The sequence below is a fragment of the Pseudomonas sp. P4795 genome, assembly GCF_048822895.1.
Lineage (GTDB): Bacteria > Pseudomonadota > Gammaproteobacteria > Pseudomonadales > Pseudomonadaceae > Aquipseudomonas.
This window is the reverse complement of the sequence record NZ_JBMFBT010000016.1, coordinates 27,375-42,334: the sequence shown is the minus strand read 5'-3', so window position 1 is coordinate 42,334 and position 14,960 is coordinate 27,375. Positions and strand designations below refer to the sequence as shown.

At 56.2% G+C, this 14,960-nt stretch carries 18 protein-coding genes and 1 pseudogene; 12 read left to right on the top strand and 7 right to left on the bottom strand.

The features are described 5' to 3' along the window. Nucleotides 1-217 precede the first annotated feature (217 nt). From ACOI8A_RS27505 to ACOI8A_RS27480, 6 genes are all read left to right on the top strand, one after another. A complete protein-coding gene (locus ACOI8A_RS27505) occupies nt 218-622 on the top strand; it encodes a hypothetical protein (RefSeq protein ID WP_420657947.1) in 405 nt (134 codons plus the stop codon). A gap of 53 nt (nt 623-675) precedes the next feature. Further along, nucleotides 676-1,182 carry a single-stranded DNA-binding protein gene (locus ACOI8A_RS27500; RefSeq protein WP_420657945.1) on the top strand — a complete coding sequence of 169 codons (507 nt, stop codon included), beginning with the start codon at nt 676-678 and terminating at the stop codon, nt 1,180-1,182. A 194-nt stretch (nt 1,183-1,376) separates the two neighbouring features. Further along, nucleotides 1,377-2,204 (top strand): DUF932 domain-containing protein, encoded by an 828-nt coding sequence (locus ACOI8A_RS27495; protein ID WP_420657944.1) that lies wholly within the window; start codon nt 1,377-1,379, stop codon nt 2,202-2,204. Between the two features lie 54 nt (nt 2,205-2,258). Then, a complete protein-coding gene (locus ACOI8A_RS27490) occupies nt 2,259-2,681 on the top strand; it encodes a hypothetical protein (protein WP_420657942.1) in 423 nt (140 codons plus the stop codon). A gap of 23 nt (nt 2,682-2,704) precedes the next feature. Continuing rightward, on the top strand, nt 2,705-3,034 hold the full coding sequence (locus ACOI8A_RS27485; RefSeq protein WP_011117442.1) for a TrfB-related DNA-binding protein: 330 nt from the start codon (nt 2,705-2,707) through the stop codon (nt 3,032-3,034). Beyond that, nucleotides 3,027-3,308 (top strand): hypothetical protein, encoded by a 282-nt coding sequence (locus ACOI8A_RS27480; protein WP_420657940.1) that lies wholly within the window; start codon nt 3,027-3,029, stop codon nt 3,306-3,308. The genes ACOI8A_RS27485 and ACOI8A_RS27480 overlap by 8 nt, the downstream gene beginning before the upstream one ends. Nucleotides 3,309-3,496: 188 nt before the next feature. On the opposite strand, the gene ACOI8A_RS27475 is transcribed toward ACOI8A_RS27480, so the two are convergent. From ACOI8A_RS27475 to ACOI8A_RS27465, 3 genes are read right to left on the bottom strand one after another with little or no spacing between them, the layout of a single operon-like run. Further along, entirely contained in the window at nt 3,497-3,772 is a 276-nt protein-coding gene (locus ACOI8A_RS27475) for a type II toxin-antitoxin system RelE/ParE family toxin (protein ID WP_420657938.1), read from the bottom strand. Continuing rightward, entirely contained in the window at nt 3,772-4,044 is a 273-nt protein-coding gene (locus ACOI8A_RS27470) for a CopG family ribbon-helix-helix protein (RefSeq protein ID WP_420657937.1), read from the bottom strand. The genes ACOI8A_RS27475 and ACOI8A_RS27470 overlap by 1 nt, the downstream gene beginning before the upstream one ends. 18 nt (nt 4,045-4,062) lie before the next feature. Then, the gene (locus ACOI8A_RS27465) at nt 4,063-4,803 is read right to left on the bottom strand and encodes a GIN domain-containing protein (protein ID WP_420657935.1); all 741 of its coding nucleotides are present in this window, start codon (nt 4,801-4,803) and stop codon (nt 4,063-4,065) included. A gap of 254 nt (nt 4,804-5,057) precedes the next feature. Here ACOI8A_RS27465 and ACOI8A_RS27460 point away from each other — a divergent pair, with 254 nt between their 5' ends. The 4 genes and pseudogenes from ACOI8A_RS27460 to ACOI8A_RS27445 all read left to right on the top strand — a co-directional run bounded on the left by ACOI8A_RS27460 (nt 5,058) and on the right by ACOI8A_RS27445 (nt 9,580). Continuing rightward, nucleotides 5,058-5,492 (top strand): hypothetical protein, encoded by a 435-nt coding sequence (locus ACOI8A_RS27460; protein ID WP_420657933.1) that lies wholly within the window; start codon nt 5,058-5,060, stop codon nt 5,490-5,492. Between the two features lie 82 nt (nt 5,493-5,574). Further along, on the top strand, nt 5,575-6,135 hold the full coding sequence (locus ACOI8A_RS27455; protein ID WP_420657932.1) for a recombinase family protein: 561 nt from the start codon (nt 5,575-5,577) through the stop codon (nt 6,133-6,135). A gap of 3 nt (nt 6,136-6,138) precedes the next feature. Then, a pseudogene (locus ACOI8A_RS27450) lies at nt 6,139-9,104 on the top strand (Tn3 family transposase). A 212-nt stretch (nt 9,105-9,316) separates the two neighbouring features. Beyond that, the gene (locus ACOI8A_RS27445) at nt 9,317-9,580 is read left to right on the top strand and encodes an antirestriction protein ArdR (protein WP_420657930.1); all 264 of its coding nucleotides are present in this window, start codon (nt 9,317-9,319) and stop codon (nt 9,578-9,580) included. Between the two features lie 517 nt (nt 9,581-10,097). On the opposite strand, the gene ACOI8A_RS27440 is transcribed toward ACOI8A_RS27445, so the two are convergent. The 4 genes from ACOI8A_RS27440 to ACOI8A_RS27425 form a co-directional block, all read right to left on the bottom strand. Beyond that, nucleotides 10,098-10,883, bottom strand: a complete 786-nt coding sequence (locus ACOI8A_RS27440; RefSeq protein WP_011117444.1) for a SprT-like domain-containing protein — start codon at nt 10,881-10,883, stop codon at nt 10,098-10,100. A 137-nt stretch (nt 10,884-11,020) separates the two neighbouring features. Continuing rightward, nucleotides 11,021-11,407 (bottom strand): hypothetical protein, encoded by a 387-nt coding sequence (locus ACOI8A_RS27435; RefSeq protein ID WP_420657928.1) that lies wholly within the window; start codon nt 11,405-11,407, stop codon nt 11,021-11,023. Between the two features lie 3 nt (nt 11,408-11,410). Beyond that, on the bottom strand, nt 11,411-12,130 hold the full coding sequence (gene stbB, locus ACOI8A_RS27430) for a StbB family protein (protein WP_102605293.1): 720 nt from the start codon (nt 12,128-12,130) through the stop codon (nt 11,411-11,413). Next, nucleotides 12,127-12,582: a hypothetical protein gene (locus tag ACOI8A_RS27425; protein WP_420657926.1), complete on the bottom strand. Its 456-nt coding sequence runs from the start codon at nt 12,580-12,582 to the stop codon at nt 12,127-12,129. Before ACOI8A_RS27425 ends, stbB begins: the two co-directional genes overlap by 4 nt. A 428-nt stretch (nt 12,583-13,010) precedes the next feature. Between ACOI8A_RS27425 and ACOI8A_RS27420 the strand changes: the two genes are divergently transcribed. Then, on the top strand, nt 13,011-13,403 hold the full coding sequence (locus ACOI8A_RS27420) for a hypothetical protein (protein ID WP_420657925.1): 393 nt from the start codon (nt 13,011-13,013) through the stop codon (nt 13,401-13,403). Next, the gene (locus ACOI8A_RS27415; protein WP_420657923.1) at nt 13,396-14,952 is read left to right on the top strand and encodes a type IV secretion system DNA-binding domain-containing protein; all 1,557 of its coding nucleotides are present in this window, start codon (nt 13,396-13,398) and stop codon (nt 14,950-14,952) included. The genes ACOI8A_RS27420 and ACOI8A_RS27415 overlap by 8 nt, the downstream gene beginning before the upstream one ends. Nucleotides 14,953-14,960: the final 8 nt, after the last annotated feature.

Below are 14,960 nucleotides of genomic sequence, written 5' to 3'. Positions count from 1 at the left end.
AACGCTCGGCCTCTGAGCAGTTCTAAAAGCTCGCCAAAAGCAAGAGATTTAGCGAATTTCTCGCATGCGAGAACGACGACAGGCAGTCAACTTAGATTTGACCAATAGTTGACTTGTGGTGGTGGATTTGCGATAATTTCTACGTCGAAGCAATACCGCTAAGACAGCCTGGAACGAGCGGCGGCAACCGCCCAGGCAAATCGCGAAGGAGCATTCAATGAACACTCATACCCAGTTTCAAACCACCGCCTCGATCTTCCACAATTGGCTGACCGCTGATGACTTCCTGGCTTTTGCCAAAGGTATTTCTAAGCCGATGACTTCCAATATCGACGACATGAAAGCCAAGGTCGACGCGATCTTCTCTGACGCTTGCAAGCGCGGTTCGACGTACGAAACTGTCGTGCATAACTTCTTTTGCGCGGGTGTCGAGGGCGAGTTCGGCACAGACGAAACAGCCCCCGAGTACGCGGAAGTTTTCGTGTATGCCCGCGAATATGGCTACATGAATGCAAGCGAAAATGCGGCACGCGAACAGGAGGACGCCGAGAACGGCTATTGCCAACACGGCCTTGATGAAATGACGTGCCCGTGCGGTTGCTTCGAAGGCGACGAATACTAAATCCACCACCCCACAGCCCCGGTACGCCGGGGCATCTAAAAGGAGTTTTCATCATGGCCCGTGGCGTAAACAAAGTGATTCTAGTAGGGACTTGCGGTCAGGATCCCGAGGTTCGTTACCTTCCCAACGGTAACGCCGTGACCAATTTGAGCTTGGCCACCAGTGAGCAATGGACCGATAAGCAAACCGGGCAGAAGGTCGAAAAAACCGAGTGGCACCGGGTATCTATGTTCGGAAAGGTGGCCGAGATTGCCGGCGAGTATCTGCGCAAAGGTTCACAGGTCTACATCGAAGGCAAGCTGCAAACCCGCGAATGGGAGAAGGACGGTATCAAGCGTTACACGACAGAAATTGTCGTAGACATGCAAGGCACCATGCAGCTGCTGGGGGGCAGACCGCAGAACCAGGACGGCACCAACCAGGCGCCAAGGCCGCAGCAACAGCGGCGACCACAACAACCGGCCCCACAACAAGCGGCGCCCCAACCGCAGCCCGCATATGACCCCATGGATGACGAACCGTTCATGGACCCCTATCGTTTTTCTTGCCTGCTGCAGTAGACGTGACGGTCTGCGCAACCAGAGCCCGGCCCAGCGCCGGGCTTTTTATGATCAAAATAAGTACAATTAGATTGTACTAACAGTTGACCAAGTGACGATCTTTTGCGATAATTTCTACGTCGAAGCAATACCGCTAAGACAGCCTGGAACCAGCGGCGGCAACCGCCCAGGCAAATCGCGAAGGAGATTCAAAAATGCGTCTATCCAGCAGCTTCCGCAACCCTTGCATGGTTCGCAGCAACACCCCTTTGACTAACGACGAAATCGCGCGTGTAGCGCCGTCCATTTTTGCCGTCGAAGCGCACGACAGCCGCTCCGATCGCTACCGCTACATTCCAACCGTCGACGTGCTTACCGCGCTGCGCGCAGAAGGGTTTGAACCCTTCATGGCCTGCCAAACCCGCGTGCGTAACACCGACAAGATCCAGCACACCAAACACATGATCCGCCTGCGCCATGCGTCCAACATCATGGACAAGGAAGCCAACGAAATCATCCTGCTAAACAGCCACGATGGCACCAGCAGTTATCAGATGATGGGCGGGTGCTTCCGCTTTGTCTGCGCCAACGGCCTTGTACTGGGCGAAGCCGCGATGGATCAGAAAGTCCGTCACAGCGGTCGCCAAGACGTGATCGGCGAAGTCATCGAGGGGGCATATGAGGTGCTGGATCAATTCGCACTGATCGAGGATCAGCGCGAAACCATGAAACAGGTTCAGATCCGTCCCGAGCTGCAACACGCTTTCGCCGAGGCTGCATTAGCGTACCGCTACGACCCAGCCGAAGGCCCGGCGCCGGTGACAGCTTCACAGCTGCTCATGCCTCGCCGCCGTGAAGATCGCACCGATGATCTCTGGACCACATTCAACCGCGTACAGGAAAACACCATCAAGGGAGGGCTTACAGGTCGCAACAAGCAAGGTCGCCGCACCAGTACCCGCGCCGTCACCGGCATTGACCAGGACGTGAAGCTAAATCGCGCCCTTTGGGTTCTGGCTCAGCGCATTCGCGAAGCCGCCTAACAAGTCCAGGCCGGGCGCTACACGCCCGGCCTACCTCGCAAGGAGATAGCCGCCATGTCGAAAGTTTTCTTTGTACCAGGTCAAACCACAATCATTGACTACGCCCGCGAGATTGGCCCCAACATGTGGGCCGCACGCTGCAGCTGGCTAATGTTGCCGGAGATTCGTGTGCGTCACCCCGGCGCAGTGCTGGACGATCAAACCGCTTTCCTGCAGGCGCAGGAATCGGCCAACGGCACCAAGCCTGCGCGCATCACTGAGGCGCGCTTTGATTTTGCGGTCAGTCATGGCCAGGTGCTGGACTACTTCGCCGATGACACCGGCGATTCATTCATACTGCAGGCCCCCGAGGTCGGCGATTTGGTGCGCGTGTATGCCCGTTGTTTCGGTCATTGTTGGTCGTTCCTGTGTCTGCCGATCATCACCCATAGCGAGATCCGTTCCCGGATCTGCACAGCGGTGGCCACGAATCATTGACCACTGAAAAACGGAGTTACTACATGCAGTCGATTTACACCGCCGAGGACTGGAAAAGAATATCGCCGGTATTCGCCTCGCGTCGCTTGGCGGTCTCTACGGTAGAGATCGCCAAGGCCATCTTGGTAGATGGCCAGCGACCGCAAGACGTGGCCAACGCTAGGGACATGTCTAAACAGACCGTTCACGCAGCAGTAAAGCGAGTTCGGGCAATCCTAGACGAGCACGGGGCCAGTGAGCTGGTGCCCGTTATGGTCTGGTTACCGCCCGAGCTGGCCGCGCAAGTCATGGAGATGGCCAAGCCCTACATGGATGCCAAACCGGCAACGAAAAAGGGAGGCAAGGATGCGTAAGACCGATTTTAAATCATGGCTCAAAGACAACGGCATGGCCCTGCCGGTGCTGTTTGAAGATGATCCGGTGGCGTACACGTTCGCGCCTCAAACTGTGACCCTCACGCCGGAGTTGCTGCACCAGCTCGACCGCGTGCGCCTGTTGCAAGACGCCGCCGATGATCACAACTGCCCGGATCGGCAAGCTTTGGAAAGCGAAATTGAACAGGCGCACCGCTTTGTTAGCTGGACGCTGCAAGGAATCGTTTTCCCTAACCAGTCTGAAAGAGGCTAATGCCATGGAATCGGAACCTTGGAAGTTGATCATTATGTGCATGCTGACGGCAGCTATTTATCCGTTCGCCCATGACCTGATTATCTGGCTGAACTGGATCAGTGCGCCGATTATTTGGGTAAGGGGAGCCTACAGAATTCGGAAAAAATCGTACGCTAAGGTTTTCCGAGCCTTGGTAGGCCATCCATTCACCTATCTTCGCGGGTGTGCCACAGGCGCAGCAGGTAGATAGTCGAATCCACTATCTCGTAGCGCATCTCGTAATGGCCGACCTGGATTCGGCGAACATCCCGTGGTTCAAACTCCTCCAGTCGTTCGCCAATTCGTGGGTTGGCCAGCAGCGTGGTCGGGGCAACGGTAAGCTGCTGCACGGTGCGTGCGGCAGCATGCTGATTCACCGCAGCCAGAAATTCATACAACCGGGCAATGTCGGAAAGTGCCTTGCTTGTCCACTTCAACTCCATCAGCGCGGCACCGGCAACGGAGCATCGGTACTGAGGCTATCTGCCCAGGCCTGGACAGCTTGGTGGTCAATCACACGACCTGCATCAACGTCAGCCAAGGCTTCACGAGTCAGGCGACTCCGCTCTTCCTCCTGGTCAATCCAGGCCGATAGAGCTTGTTTGACGATCCAGTTCTTAGAGCGCTCCAAGCGCTCAGCCATCAAATCAACTTTCTCCGCCAGTTGCACAGGAACGTGAGCGGTGACGGATCGGGTTTTTGCGGTGGATGCCATAACAAGGTGACTCCTGAGTTAATTCTTCTTGAATTTGATGTCGCCAGATCCGGCAACGGAATGGTCGCGGATCGGTGGGTTACCACGGATTACGATGTCGCCAGAGCCCGCGACACGGGCCTTCACGGAGTCGCTGACATAAGCGTCGATATCGCCGGAGCCAGCGACCATTAGTTTCGCGGATGTAGCCACCAGCTCACTGGCGTCCACATCGCCAGAACCGGCCACCTCAGCGTCAAGGAGATCCACTTGGCCAAAGGCCGTGATGTCTCCCGATCCCTGGACGCCGAGATCGAGGACGGTCTGTTGAAGGTCGTACAGGGTCACATCACCACTGCCTTTGATGCGGATACTTGGCGCTTCAGGCAGCGCGATCCCAACGATGCTTCGGCCCTTGAACTGCATAGTGACGCCGCCTTGGCGTCCACCGACATTGATCGATCCACCTACAAAAATGTTGCCGGTACCAGAAATATGAATGTTGCCTCCGGCGCCACTGATGGAAACGCCTTCCTGCTCGATGACCAGCTTGTCACCCTCGAAGCGGGTCTTGATGCTACGAATAGCCTCTTGATTTTCCCCGGCCACGACCAGGTGCGCCGATGACGAGCGAAAGAACACGACATCCACCGCTCCCTTGACCACAATTTTGCGCACAGGGCAGATTGTTCGCTCCTCCTTCTCGTAGCTGGCTGCGCGCTCCCACGCGGAATCCCGATGGGTGGCATCCTGGAGTGTCAATGGGCTGGAATGGTTCATCGGTCTATCCTTGGTGATTTATTCTGCACAGATCTGCGTCAATTCGATTTACAATTAATCATAGTGAATAACTAGGGGCAGTCAAGCGCTATGTCAGGTTGGGCTATACCCTAACCTGATGTCAGGCTGCCAAGACCCATAGCGTCAGGTTAGAGTTAAAAGTACATTTTATTGACACTTGCTAACGAAGATCATAGATTTCAGCCTGACACAATTGACGTGCTGAACGTCATTGACATCAAAAAGGAATGAATATGCCATCGATCAAATCAACACTTGTCGCCGGAGCCAAGCCTGAGGCTGGAACTCTATTGCAGGTGCAGGAAAAAATGAGAACACGCCCAGGACAGTCGCTGGAATTTATGGTTTTTGAGGTCGAGTACGACCGAAAAAAATATTATTGCTGCTGGGCGGGTGGAGAGATAAAGGGTGGTGAACCGCATATGACCTTGGTTGGTCAGGCAGCTGTTGAGGCACTGTCCAATCTGCCGCTGGGCCGTAATGACTCGCTGATTTTCCAGGAGCTGAAGCTCGGATCTACACCACTTCGGAACAAAGTCAAAGCAACGCTTAAACGTGCACCGGCCAATTCAAAAATCTGTTTCATCGGAGATATGCAAGGTGAGTTGGATGGACACCTGGCGCAGGTATTCAACTTACAAAAAGGGTCTATCAGCGTCTCACATTGAGAGTCCCGGTATTGCAAGCAGGCTTAGAGGCAGCGAATGCTGCCTCTGATCATTAACCATTGGCCAAGCCTACGGAGGCACCTTGCAGGGACAACGTATCGGCTATGTCCGGGTCAGCAGCTATGACCAGAACCCGGAACGCCAGTTGGAACAAACCGAGGTGAACAAACTGTTCACCGACAAAGCCTCTGGCAAGGATACCCAGCGTCCGCAACTGGAAGCCATGCTCGGCTTCGTCCGTGAAGGTGATACGGTCGTGGTGCACAGCATGGATCGCTTGGCCCGCAACCTGGATGACCTGCGCCGCCTAGTGCAAAAGCTGACCAAGCGCGGCGTGCGTATCGAGTTTTTAAAGGAGGGCCTGGTATTCACCGGTGATGATTCGCCGATGGCCAACCTGATGCTGTCGGTTATGGGAGCCTTCGCCGAGTTCGAGCGAGAGCTCATCCGTGAACGACAACGCGAGGGCATCGCCCTGGCCAAGCAACGCGGCGCTTACCGGGGCCGCAAGAAAGCTCTGTCCGACGAACAGACCGTCGCAGTCCGGCAACGGGCCGTTGCCGGCGAACCAAAGGCCCAGTTAGCCCGTGAGTTCGGTATAAGTAGGGAAACCCTCTACCAGTACCTTCGCACGGATGACTGATACATGCCGCGTCGCTCGATACTCTCGGCCTCTGAGCGCGACACTCTGCTTGCGCTGCCGGAAAACCAGGACGATCTGATCCGCTACTACACCTTCAACGAGTCCGACCTGTCGCTGATCCGTCAGCGACGGGGTGATGCCAATCGCCTCGGCTTTGCCGTGCAACTCTGCCTGCTGCGCTACCCCGGTTACGCGCTGGCCAGCGACAGCGTGCTGCCAGATCCGGTCATTGAGTGGGTGGCACGACAAATTCAGGCTGCGCCCGAAAGCTGGGCGAAGTACGGTGAGCGCGATGTCACCCGCCGTGAGCATGCTCAGGAGCTGCGAACCTACCTCGGCTTGTTGCCATTTGGGCTGTCGGACTTTCGCGCTCTGGTACGTGAGCTGACCGACTTGGCCCAGCAGACCGACAAAGGTTTATTACTGGCCGGGCAAGCTCTGGAGAGTTTGCGTCACCAACGGCGGATCTTGCCAACCCTGACAGTGATCGACCGGGCCTGCTCCGAAGCCGTGGCACGGGCTAACCGAAGGGTCTACCGTGCCCTGATTGAACCGCTGAGCCAGCAGCATCGCAACAAGCTCGACGAACTGTTGACCATCAAGGCAGGCAGCAACAGTACTTGGTTGACCTGGCTGCGTCAGTCACCGTTAAAACCGAATTCGCGGCACATGATGGAGCACATCGAGCGACTCAAGATCTTCCAACTGGTGGCTTTGCCCGAAGGACTCGACCGGCACATCCACCAGAACCGTCTGCTGAAGCTGGCCCGTGAAGGTGGACAGATGACGCCTCAGGATCTGGGCAAGTTCGAGGATGAACGGCGCTACGCCACCTTGGTGGCTGTTGTGTTGGAAAGCACCGCAACGGTGACCGATGAGCTGGTGGATCTGCACGACCGTATTCTGATTAAGCTATTCAGCAGCGCCAAGAACAAACATCAGCAGCAATTCCAGAAACAGGGCAAGGCGATCAACGACAAGGTGCGCCTGTACTCGAAGATAGGCCAGGCCCTGCTGGACGCTAAAGCGTCGGGGGACGATCCCTTCGCCGCCATCGAGGCGGTCATGCCTTGGGATGAATTCGCCCAAAGCGTCACCGATGCCGAGCTGCTGGCCCGCCCCGAGGCCTTCGACCATCTGCACCTGGTCAGCGAGAACTTCAACACGCTGCGCCGTTACACCCCGGCCTTTCTAGAGGTGCTGCAACTGTGGGCCGCACCGGCAGCGCAACGCGTGCTGGATGCCATTCAGCAGCTGCGCGAGATGAACGCAGATAATCTGCGCAAGGTGCCGTCGGATGCACCGACCGCCTTCATCAAACCGCGCTGGAAATCGCTGGTGATCACGCCGGAAGGCATTGACCGGCGCTTTTACGAGATATGCGCCTTGTCCGAGCTGAAAAACGCGCTGCGCTCCGGGGATATCTGGGTCAAGGGTTCTCGACAGTTCCGTGACTTTGAAGATTATCTCCTGCCACCCGCGAAGTTTGCCGCACTCAAGAAGGAACAGGCGCTGCCATTGGCGATCAACCCCAACAGCGACCAGTACCTGGAAGAACGCTTGCAGCTGCTGAATGAGCAACTGGCCACCGTCGCCAAGCTGGCCAAGGACAACGAACTGCCCGACGCGATCCTCACCGAGTCCGGACTGAAGATCACGCCGCTGGATGCGGCGGTACCGGACACCGCTCAAGCGCTGATCGACAAGATCAGTCAGCTACTGCCGCGCATCAAGATCACCGAACTGCTGATGGACGTGGATGAGTGGACAGGGTTCACCCGTCACTTTACCCATCTGAAGGATGGGGCCTTGGCCAAGGATAACACCCTGCTACTGTCCGCAATCCTCGGCGATGCCATCAACATCGGACTGACCAAAATGGCCGATTCGAGTCGGGCATGACCTACGCCAAGTTGTCGTGGTTACAAGCCTGGCACATCCGCGACGAAACCTACTCGGCGGCACTGGCCGAACTGGTCAACAGCCAGTTCAGCCATTCCTTTGCGGCCAACTGGGGAGACGGCACCACCTCATCGTCCGATGGCCAGCGCTTCCGCGCAGGCGGTCGAGGCGAAAGCACCGGCCACGTCAACCCGAAGTACGGCAACGAACCGGGGCGGCTGTTCTATACCCACATCTCCGATCAATACGCACCGTTCAGCACTCGCGTGGTAAATGTCGGTGTTCGGGATTCGACCTATGTGCTCGATGGGCTGCTGTATCACGAGTCAGATCTGCGGATCGAGGAGCACTACACCGATACGGCGGGCTTTACCGATCACGTTTTCGCCCTGATGCACCTGCTGGGCTTTCGTTTTGCCCCGCGCATCCGCGACCTTGGTGAAACCAAACTGTATGTGCCACAGAGCGTGCAGGACTACCCGACACTGCGGCCAATGATCGGCGGTACGTTGAACATCAAGCACGTCCGGGCTCACTGGGACGAGATTCTGCGTCTGGCTGCGTCGATCAAGCAGGGCACGGTCACCGCCTCGTTGATGCTGCGCAAGCTGGGGAGCTATCCGCGCCAGAACGGCCTGGCCGTCGCCCTGCGGGAGTTGGGCCGGATCGAGCGCACGCTGTTTATCCTGGACTGGCTGCAAAGTGTCGAGCTGCGCCGCCGTGTGCATGCGGGCCTGAACAAAGGTGAGGCACGCAACGCCTTGGCCAGGGCGGTGTTCTTCAATCGCCTCGGTGAAATCAGGGATCGCAGTTTCGAGCAGCAGCGCTATCGGGCCAGTGGATTGAACCTGGTGACCGCCGCCATCGTGCTGTGGAACACGGTTTACCTGGAGCGGGCCACCCAAGGGCTGACTGACGCCGGAAAGCCGGTGAATACAGACTTGTATCAGTACCTGTCGCCGTTGGGCTGGGAGCACATCAACCTGACCGGCGATTACGTCTGGAGGCAGAGCCGCAAGCTTGAAGACGGTAAATTCAGGCCGCTACGACAGCCCGGAAAACCTTAGCGTACGATTTTTTCCGAATTCTCTAGGCTCCCCGGTAAAGGAAGCTGCTGCCAGTTTGGCGCTATCTGTAGTTGGAGCAGCCGCAATCTATGTCTTCTTCGCATGGTTGGGCTCTATACCAGGTGAAGATCCCCGACAACCAAAATGAATGGAACTCAGAAATGAAAACCGCCACATAGCGCAATTTCTACTGATTCGTGACGAGGTGCCACATGCAACACTCAATCTCTGACCTTCGAATGATCGCCCTTGAATGGCGACAAAATAATCAGGAACAGACTGGGGGGATCGTGTGTATTTGGGCGCGGTCTGCTTACTGCTGGAAAAACGAACTGCGCGACCCGAACCATGAAAGACCAGGTGTGTACGCGGTTTTAGAAGATGGCCAAGTATTCATTGCCGAAGGTGGTGATTATCAGAACGGGGCCGAACAGTGGGCAGAGGTTGCCCCAGGAACAAACAACAATCCCGCCTAGCTTTAGCCCCTAATTTCCCTTGCTGTGCGTGCCCCCTTCGGGGGGCGGCTGTCGTGAACCAAGCCCTGGCCAAAAGCGCGCCAGGTCTTGGCCCTTCGGGCTTCCATCCTCACGCCTCCGGCCTTCGGCCTGCGCGCTCCGCTTGCTTTGTAACGTACGGCACAGGGTTTACCTTGGCCGACCTCTCGGTCGGATTTAAAACCATCCGGCCTTGCGGCCGGGCGCTGCAGCAACTCACGGCCTAGATCTGCGCACGGCTCAGGAAATCGTCCTGCAGTTGCCCACCGTCCGGGCAAACAGCACGCCCGGCCCGTGGACAACTGCACCGCTCGCTCTGGCCTTTGTTGGGCCTCGCTCGCTGGACGATTTTTCGTGCGTGAGTTCCTGCAGCGCAAAAGCTGCCTTCGGCGACCAAGAGCTGCGCCCTTGGATCCGCACCTCTTACGTCGCCTGACCGGCAGCGGCCAGCCGCAATCAACTGACGTTCATCCTGAATCGTCAGAAATTCGCGACCGGCTCAACTGGGTGATGGATCTGCAGGGACTTCCACCAGTTCTTTTGAATCCACGAACGGCACATTGCAGTCGACGCATTGCACGCGACCGCTCAAACCTGGCTTGCCCCACAAATTCAAATGACAGCTCGGGCACGTGTATTTGCGTTTGTTCTTCGGATCCTCGGGGTTTGTGGCAGGTGTCAGCAACCCCGCAGAGGTTAGCGCCAGTATGTCTATAGTCGGATCAGCCACAGGCTGTTCGACAGGTTTACCATCAGGCCCATAAAGCTGAGTCGCTGACATGGCCACCCGTTGGGTAACCACGTCAATCCAAGAAAGCATGCCGCCCTGTTCAATCAGTTCCTGGCATGCAACAGCGAATGGCCCACCATCAATGATGTAGTGCGTCATCTGCTGGCCGCATTGCTTACCACCTGGCTCACCTGTATCGGACGGCATCAGTCCGATGGACTTCATTTTGTTGGCCCACTCGCGGTTGTGATAGCCGCTTCGTGATCGCGTGCCGAAGTGGTCTTGCCACTGATGAACCTGTTCATGTGCAAGCGTGGAAAGCGTCTGATCGATCCGACGATGCGCGAAGTACGCACAGTTGAGCGCAATCTCATCGCTTTTTCCCGCGCCGTTCCGGCGCAGGAAACGCGACGGCGAGAAATACCCAAACGTATTGGCTTTTCGCTGCAGGGTGAAGATGCAGCCGGGCAGCTGCCCGCCAAACAACTTTTCATTGAACCAGTCGTAGGCCCCTTCAATTTCTTCGTAAAGCTGCTGACTTGGCGTAGCGGACATAAGGACTCCTTTCTCGCATGCGAGAAAAACCCCAAAGCCTGATTACCAGCGGCGGGGCGGGTGTAATTCGTGGGAAAGCATATCCTGTATCGTACGATACAGGATATGCCCCAAAAAAAGGGGGCGTGCCCCCTCGATCAACCGAACAGCCTGAGCTGCTGCACTACAACCATGAGAAGTGCGCCGATAACCACACCGGCGCCGATGAGCATTGCGCAAAATCCCACGGCGCGGCGCTGCGCTTGCGCCGTGATCAGATTGGCCGAACTCCGGTTAATCTCGTTACCAATCCTTGCGACCGCTTCGCGTCCGGCAAGGATCAGGGCATTGCGCTCCTTTTCCATCATGGATTCGAAGTTCATCTGCGACTGGAGCAGAGCCTTACCCGAGCCATCGCGCACCGCCTCGGAGATCTTTGCCGCCAACTCGCCGTCGACCTGTTCCAGGCGACGGACGAGCGCGTCGAAATCCTCCATCATCTGCCCGACCATCGCTTCACGCGCTGTCGTAGCGTCCTTGGCCATCGCTTACTTCCCCTTTCCAAACAGCGTGGCGTACACCTGATCGAGGTTCTGCCAGGCCGACTTTGCCAGGCGCTGCACAGAGATCATCCGTTTGGCCTGTTCCTTTGCGGCATCGTCTTGCGCGGCTCGCAGTTGCTCGCGGTAATCCGTGGTGTCCTGCACCACAGCGGCGATGCTGGTTTTCAAAGCCCGGAGGCGTTCGAACACTTCGTTCGAGTAAATCACCGCATCACGCTTGAGCGTGAATTTCTTCTCCAGCTCGTGGAAACCCATCAGCGCCGCGAAGGTGTGCGGCAAGTCGTCCGCGTCGTCGATCTCGACCTTGTTGAAGACCACCAGAATCCGGCTGCGCGGAACGCCCAGCGCGGCCAGCGTCTTGATCGTGTTGATCGTGTCCGCTTGCTGTTTTTTCTCGGATACCGTGGGCACCAGGAAGAAATCGAATTCTTCGTGTGAGCCTGCAAACTGGCCCATGTACTTGAAAAAATCCTCGACGTTGGATGCTCCAACGTCGACCACGGCGTTGTCTTCCGTCATGAGAATTTCCGACAACTCACCGAACTGGCGACCCTTGAGCCGCTCGATCTCGGCGGCATCATCCGATGCGCCGGCATTGATCGTTTCTACTGCGAAGCGTACGCCGCCCATGCGTGGCGACAGCAGCGAATCGGACAAGGTTGTCTTGCCGGTGTTACCGCTGAAATTGACTACTGCGATTTTCATTTTGGCGTCCTTTTTCGACGGCCTGCATTCTCATACATGGCCAGATCTGAGGCGTTCTGATCATCCCCAGGATTCATAATCTTGCTCAGCTCATTCGGCCCCAACGGGGCCGCTTGACTGACCTTCGTTTCTCCATCTGTATCGTACGATACACCTCCTTCTATTTCTGGCTCCCCTCGCTCAACCACTGGCTGCATGCTTGGCGCTGGATTCGTAGTTTGGTTCGATTGCGTGGGCTTCTGTCGTTGCGTTTTTCGATACCGATACAGGTAACTTTTCAGCGTCTCCATGCTCAGCTCGATCCCCTGTTGTTTCAACACATCCAGGATCACTTGGCGACGTACACCCGCGCTCAGTTGTTGCTCAATCAATGGCATCACCTGGCGTATTTTCGCTGCCTTTGACTCAGGCCCTACCGCCATCAGTGCATCCGTTAGATCTTTGTCGCCCATTTTGCACCCTATCTGCACCCCTATTGCACTCTATGTGCATCTTACTCGCCCCCTACCTGTAGTCAAGTTGCACCCCTCTTGCACTCTCTTAGCACCCTTCCTGCACCCTTTCTGCATACCATCTGTGCTACCCCCCTACGGCCTACGGCCTGACTAGTGGATACGCCCTTAACAAGAGCTTCAACTTTTCCCCTTAACAGGGTCAAAGTCTCAATACACAACACGCACCCCCCTAGCGGGAGGTGACAGCCGCGCTGTGCGCGGCCTGCAGAGCAAAAGCGGTTTATTTGTGTGCTATACACATGTATTACAAAAGTACCATCTAGCCCAGCAAAATCAAGCTTTTTGTGTATTACATTTGCTATACACCTTTCCGACAGTTATCGTAAGCCTAAATATGTCCCATTTTTGGCTCAGAGAGGACCACCGTGGCGAAGACACTTCCCATACGTTTGAACGACGACCAAGAGGCTCGCCTTGAGCAAGCGGCAGCGTTGGCAGGCTACAAACACCTGTCCACCTACGTGCGTGACAGGGCTCTGGCCAACGAAAAATCGGGGGGCCGACAGACCGATTTGGACAGCTGGGCAGATCAGCAACGCATGCTTGGTTTGCTCGAAAACGTCAGCCAGGCACAGGCGCAAAATCAAACCCTTTTGACCATTGCTGTCTACTTGCTGCGCCAAGGTTTACAGCAAGGAAAGGTCAACCAATTGCGTGCCGAACTCAGCCATTTGGCCGATGCCGATCAGCTGATCAGTACGCTGTTGCCAGAGCTGGCCAGCGATATCGAACGTCTATCAGGAGAGGACAATGCATAAAAGAGAAGTCGATTCTGCAGTGATGACAGCCGGTTTCGGTTTGCCGATCGCTGGATGGGCAGCAGGCGTTTATTTGGCACAGATGCCGCTGACGCCATTCCCTGCAGCGTTCAAGGAAACGCTTCACAACGGCTGGCACAACCCGATTGTACTAGGGGCCACAATTGCCACGTCAGCGGTCGCCGCTTCGTTGGTTTATTACCTGTACGAATATTGTGACGATGGATTCCGGGGCGAGCAGTACCAGGAATTTTTACGGGGCTCGGAGATAAAAAATTGGCATACCGTCAAGGCAAAGGTGCGCCGCCGTAACGAGAAGACCAATCGCGAGCGGAAAAAGCGGGGGTTGGCCAAGTCGGACCCGATCATGATTGGCAAGCTGCCTATGCCTCTGCACCTTGAAGATCGAAACACGATGATCTGCGCGTCTATCGGTGCCGGTAAATCGGTGACCATGGAAGGCATGATCGCCTCAGCATTGAAGCGTGGTGATCGCATGGCCGTTGTCGACCCAAACGGTACGTTCTATTCGAAATTCAGTTTCAAAGGCGATTACATTCTCAACCCATTCGACGCTCGGTCCGCTGGCTGGACGATCTTCAACGAGATCCGTGGCATCCATGACTTCAACCGGATGGCCAAGTCGATAATTCCGCCCCAGGTAGATCCGAGTGACGAGCAATGGTGCGCGTACGCACGCGACGTATTGTCCGACACCATGCGCAAGCTGAAAGAAACCAACAACCCGAACCAAGACACACTGGTGAATTTGTTGGTGCGGGAGGATGGCGACACCATCCGCGCTTTCCTGGCCAACACGGACTCCGAGGGGTACTTCCGCGACAACGCAGAGAAAGCAATCGCCAGTATCCAGTTCATGATGAACAAATACATTCGTCCGCTGCGCTATATGAGCAAGGGCGATTTTTCCATCTACCAATGGGTGAACGATCCGAATGCCGGCAATCTGTTCATCACTTGGCGGGAGGACATGCGGGACACCATGAAACCGCTGGTGGCCACGTGGATTGACACCATCTGCGCCACGATCCTCAGCTCTGAGCCGATGACAGGCAAACGGCTATGGCTGTTCCTCGATGAGCTGCAGTCCCTCGGCAAACTGGAAAGCTTTGTTCCAGCGGCGACCAAAGGCCGGAAACATGGTCTGCGTATGGTCGGCAGTCTCCAGGACTGGTCACAACTCAACGCCAGTTATGGCCGTGACGATGCGGAAACCCTGCTTTCGTGCTTCCGAAACTACGTCATTCTTGCTGCAGCGAACGCCAAAAACGCAGGCATGGCCAGCGAAATCCTCGGCTCTCACGATGTGAAGCGTTGGCGGAAATCCTACACCGCGGGCAAGTTGACCAGGACAGAGGAAGTCACGCGGGATGAGCCGGTGGTTCAGGCTTCTGAAATCTCCAACCTTCCAGATCTGGTCGCCTACGTGAAATTCGGTGAAGACTTCCCGATCACCAAGGTGAAGACGCCGTACATCGATTACAAAGAGCGCGCCCAGGCAATCATGATCACCGGTCAAGCCGCGTAACGAGGTAG

Excerpts from the sequence above, each read along its gene's own strand:
- ACOI8A_RS27505 (WP_420657947.1), top strand. The coding sequence starts at position 218 with ATGAACACTCATACCCAGTTTCAAACCACCGCCTCGATCTTCCACAAT.
- ACOI8A_RS27500 (WP_420657945.1), top strand. The coding sequence starts at position 676 with ATGGCCCGTGGCGTAAACAAAGTGATTCTAGTAGGGACTTGCGGTCAG.
- ACOI8A_RS27495 (WP_420657944.1), top strand. The coding sequence starts at position 1,377 with ATGCGTCTATCCAGCAGCTTCCGCAACCCTTGCATGGTTCGCAGCAAC.
- ACOI8A_RS27490 (WP_420657942.1), top strand. The coding sequence starts at position 2,259 with ATGTCGAAAGTTTTCTTTGTACCAGGTCAAACCACAATCATTGACTAC.
- ACOI8A_RS27485 (WP_011117442.1), top strand. The coding sequence starts at position 2,705 with ATGCAGTCGATTTACACCGCCGAGGACTGGAAAAGAATATCGCCGGTA.
- ACOI8A_RS27480 (WP_420657940.1), top strand. The coding sequence starts at position 3,027 with ATGCGTAAGACCGATTTTAAATCATGGCTCAAAGACAACGGCATGGCC.
- ACOI8A_RS27475 (WP_420657938.1), bottom strand. The coding sequence starts at position 3,772 with ATGGAGTTGAAGTGGACAAGCAAGGCACTTTCCGACATTGCCCGGTTG.
- ACOI8A_RS27470 (WP_420657937.1), bottom strand. The coding sequence starts at position 4,044 with ATGGCATCCACCGCAAAAACCCGATCCGTCACCGCTCACGTTCCTGTG.
- ACOI8A_RS27465 (WP_420657935.1), bottom strand. The coding sequence starts at position 4,803 with ATGAACCATTCCAGCCCATTGACACTCCAGGATGCCACCCATCGGGAT.
- ACOI8A_RS27460 (WP_420657933.1), top strand. The coding sequence starts at position 5,058 with ATGCCATCGATCAAATCAACACTTGTCGCCGGAGCCAAGCCTGAGGCT.
- ACOI8A_RS27445 (WP_420657930.1), top strand. The coding sequence starts at position 9,317 with ATGCAACACTCAATCTCTGACCTTCGAATGATCGCCCTTGAATGGCGA.
- ACOI8A_RS27440 (WP_011117444.1), bottom strand. The coding sequence starts at position 10,883 with ATGTCCGCTACGCCAAGTCAGCAGCTTTACGAAGAAATTGAAGGGGCC.
- ACOI8A_RS27435 (WP_420657928.1), bottom strand. The coding sequence starts at position 11,407 with ATGGCCAAGGACGCTACGACAGCGCGTGAAGCGATGGTCGGGCAGATG.
- stbB (WP_102605293.1), bottom strand. The coding sequence starts at position 12,130 with ATGAAAATCGCAGTAGTCAATTTCAGCGGTAACACCGGCAAGACAACC.
- ACOI8A_RS27425 (WP_420657926.1), bottom strand. The coding sequence starts at position 12,582 with ATGGGCGACAAAGATCTAACGGATGCACTGATGGCGGTAGGGCCTGAG.
- ACOI8A_RS27415 (WP_420657923.1), top strand. The coding sequence starts at position 13,396 with ATGCATAAAAGAGAAGTCGATTCTGCAGTGATGACAGCCGGTTTCGGT.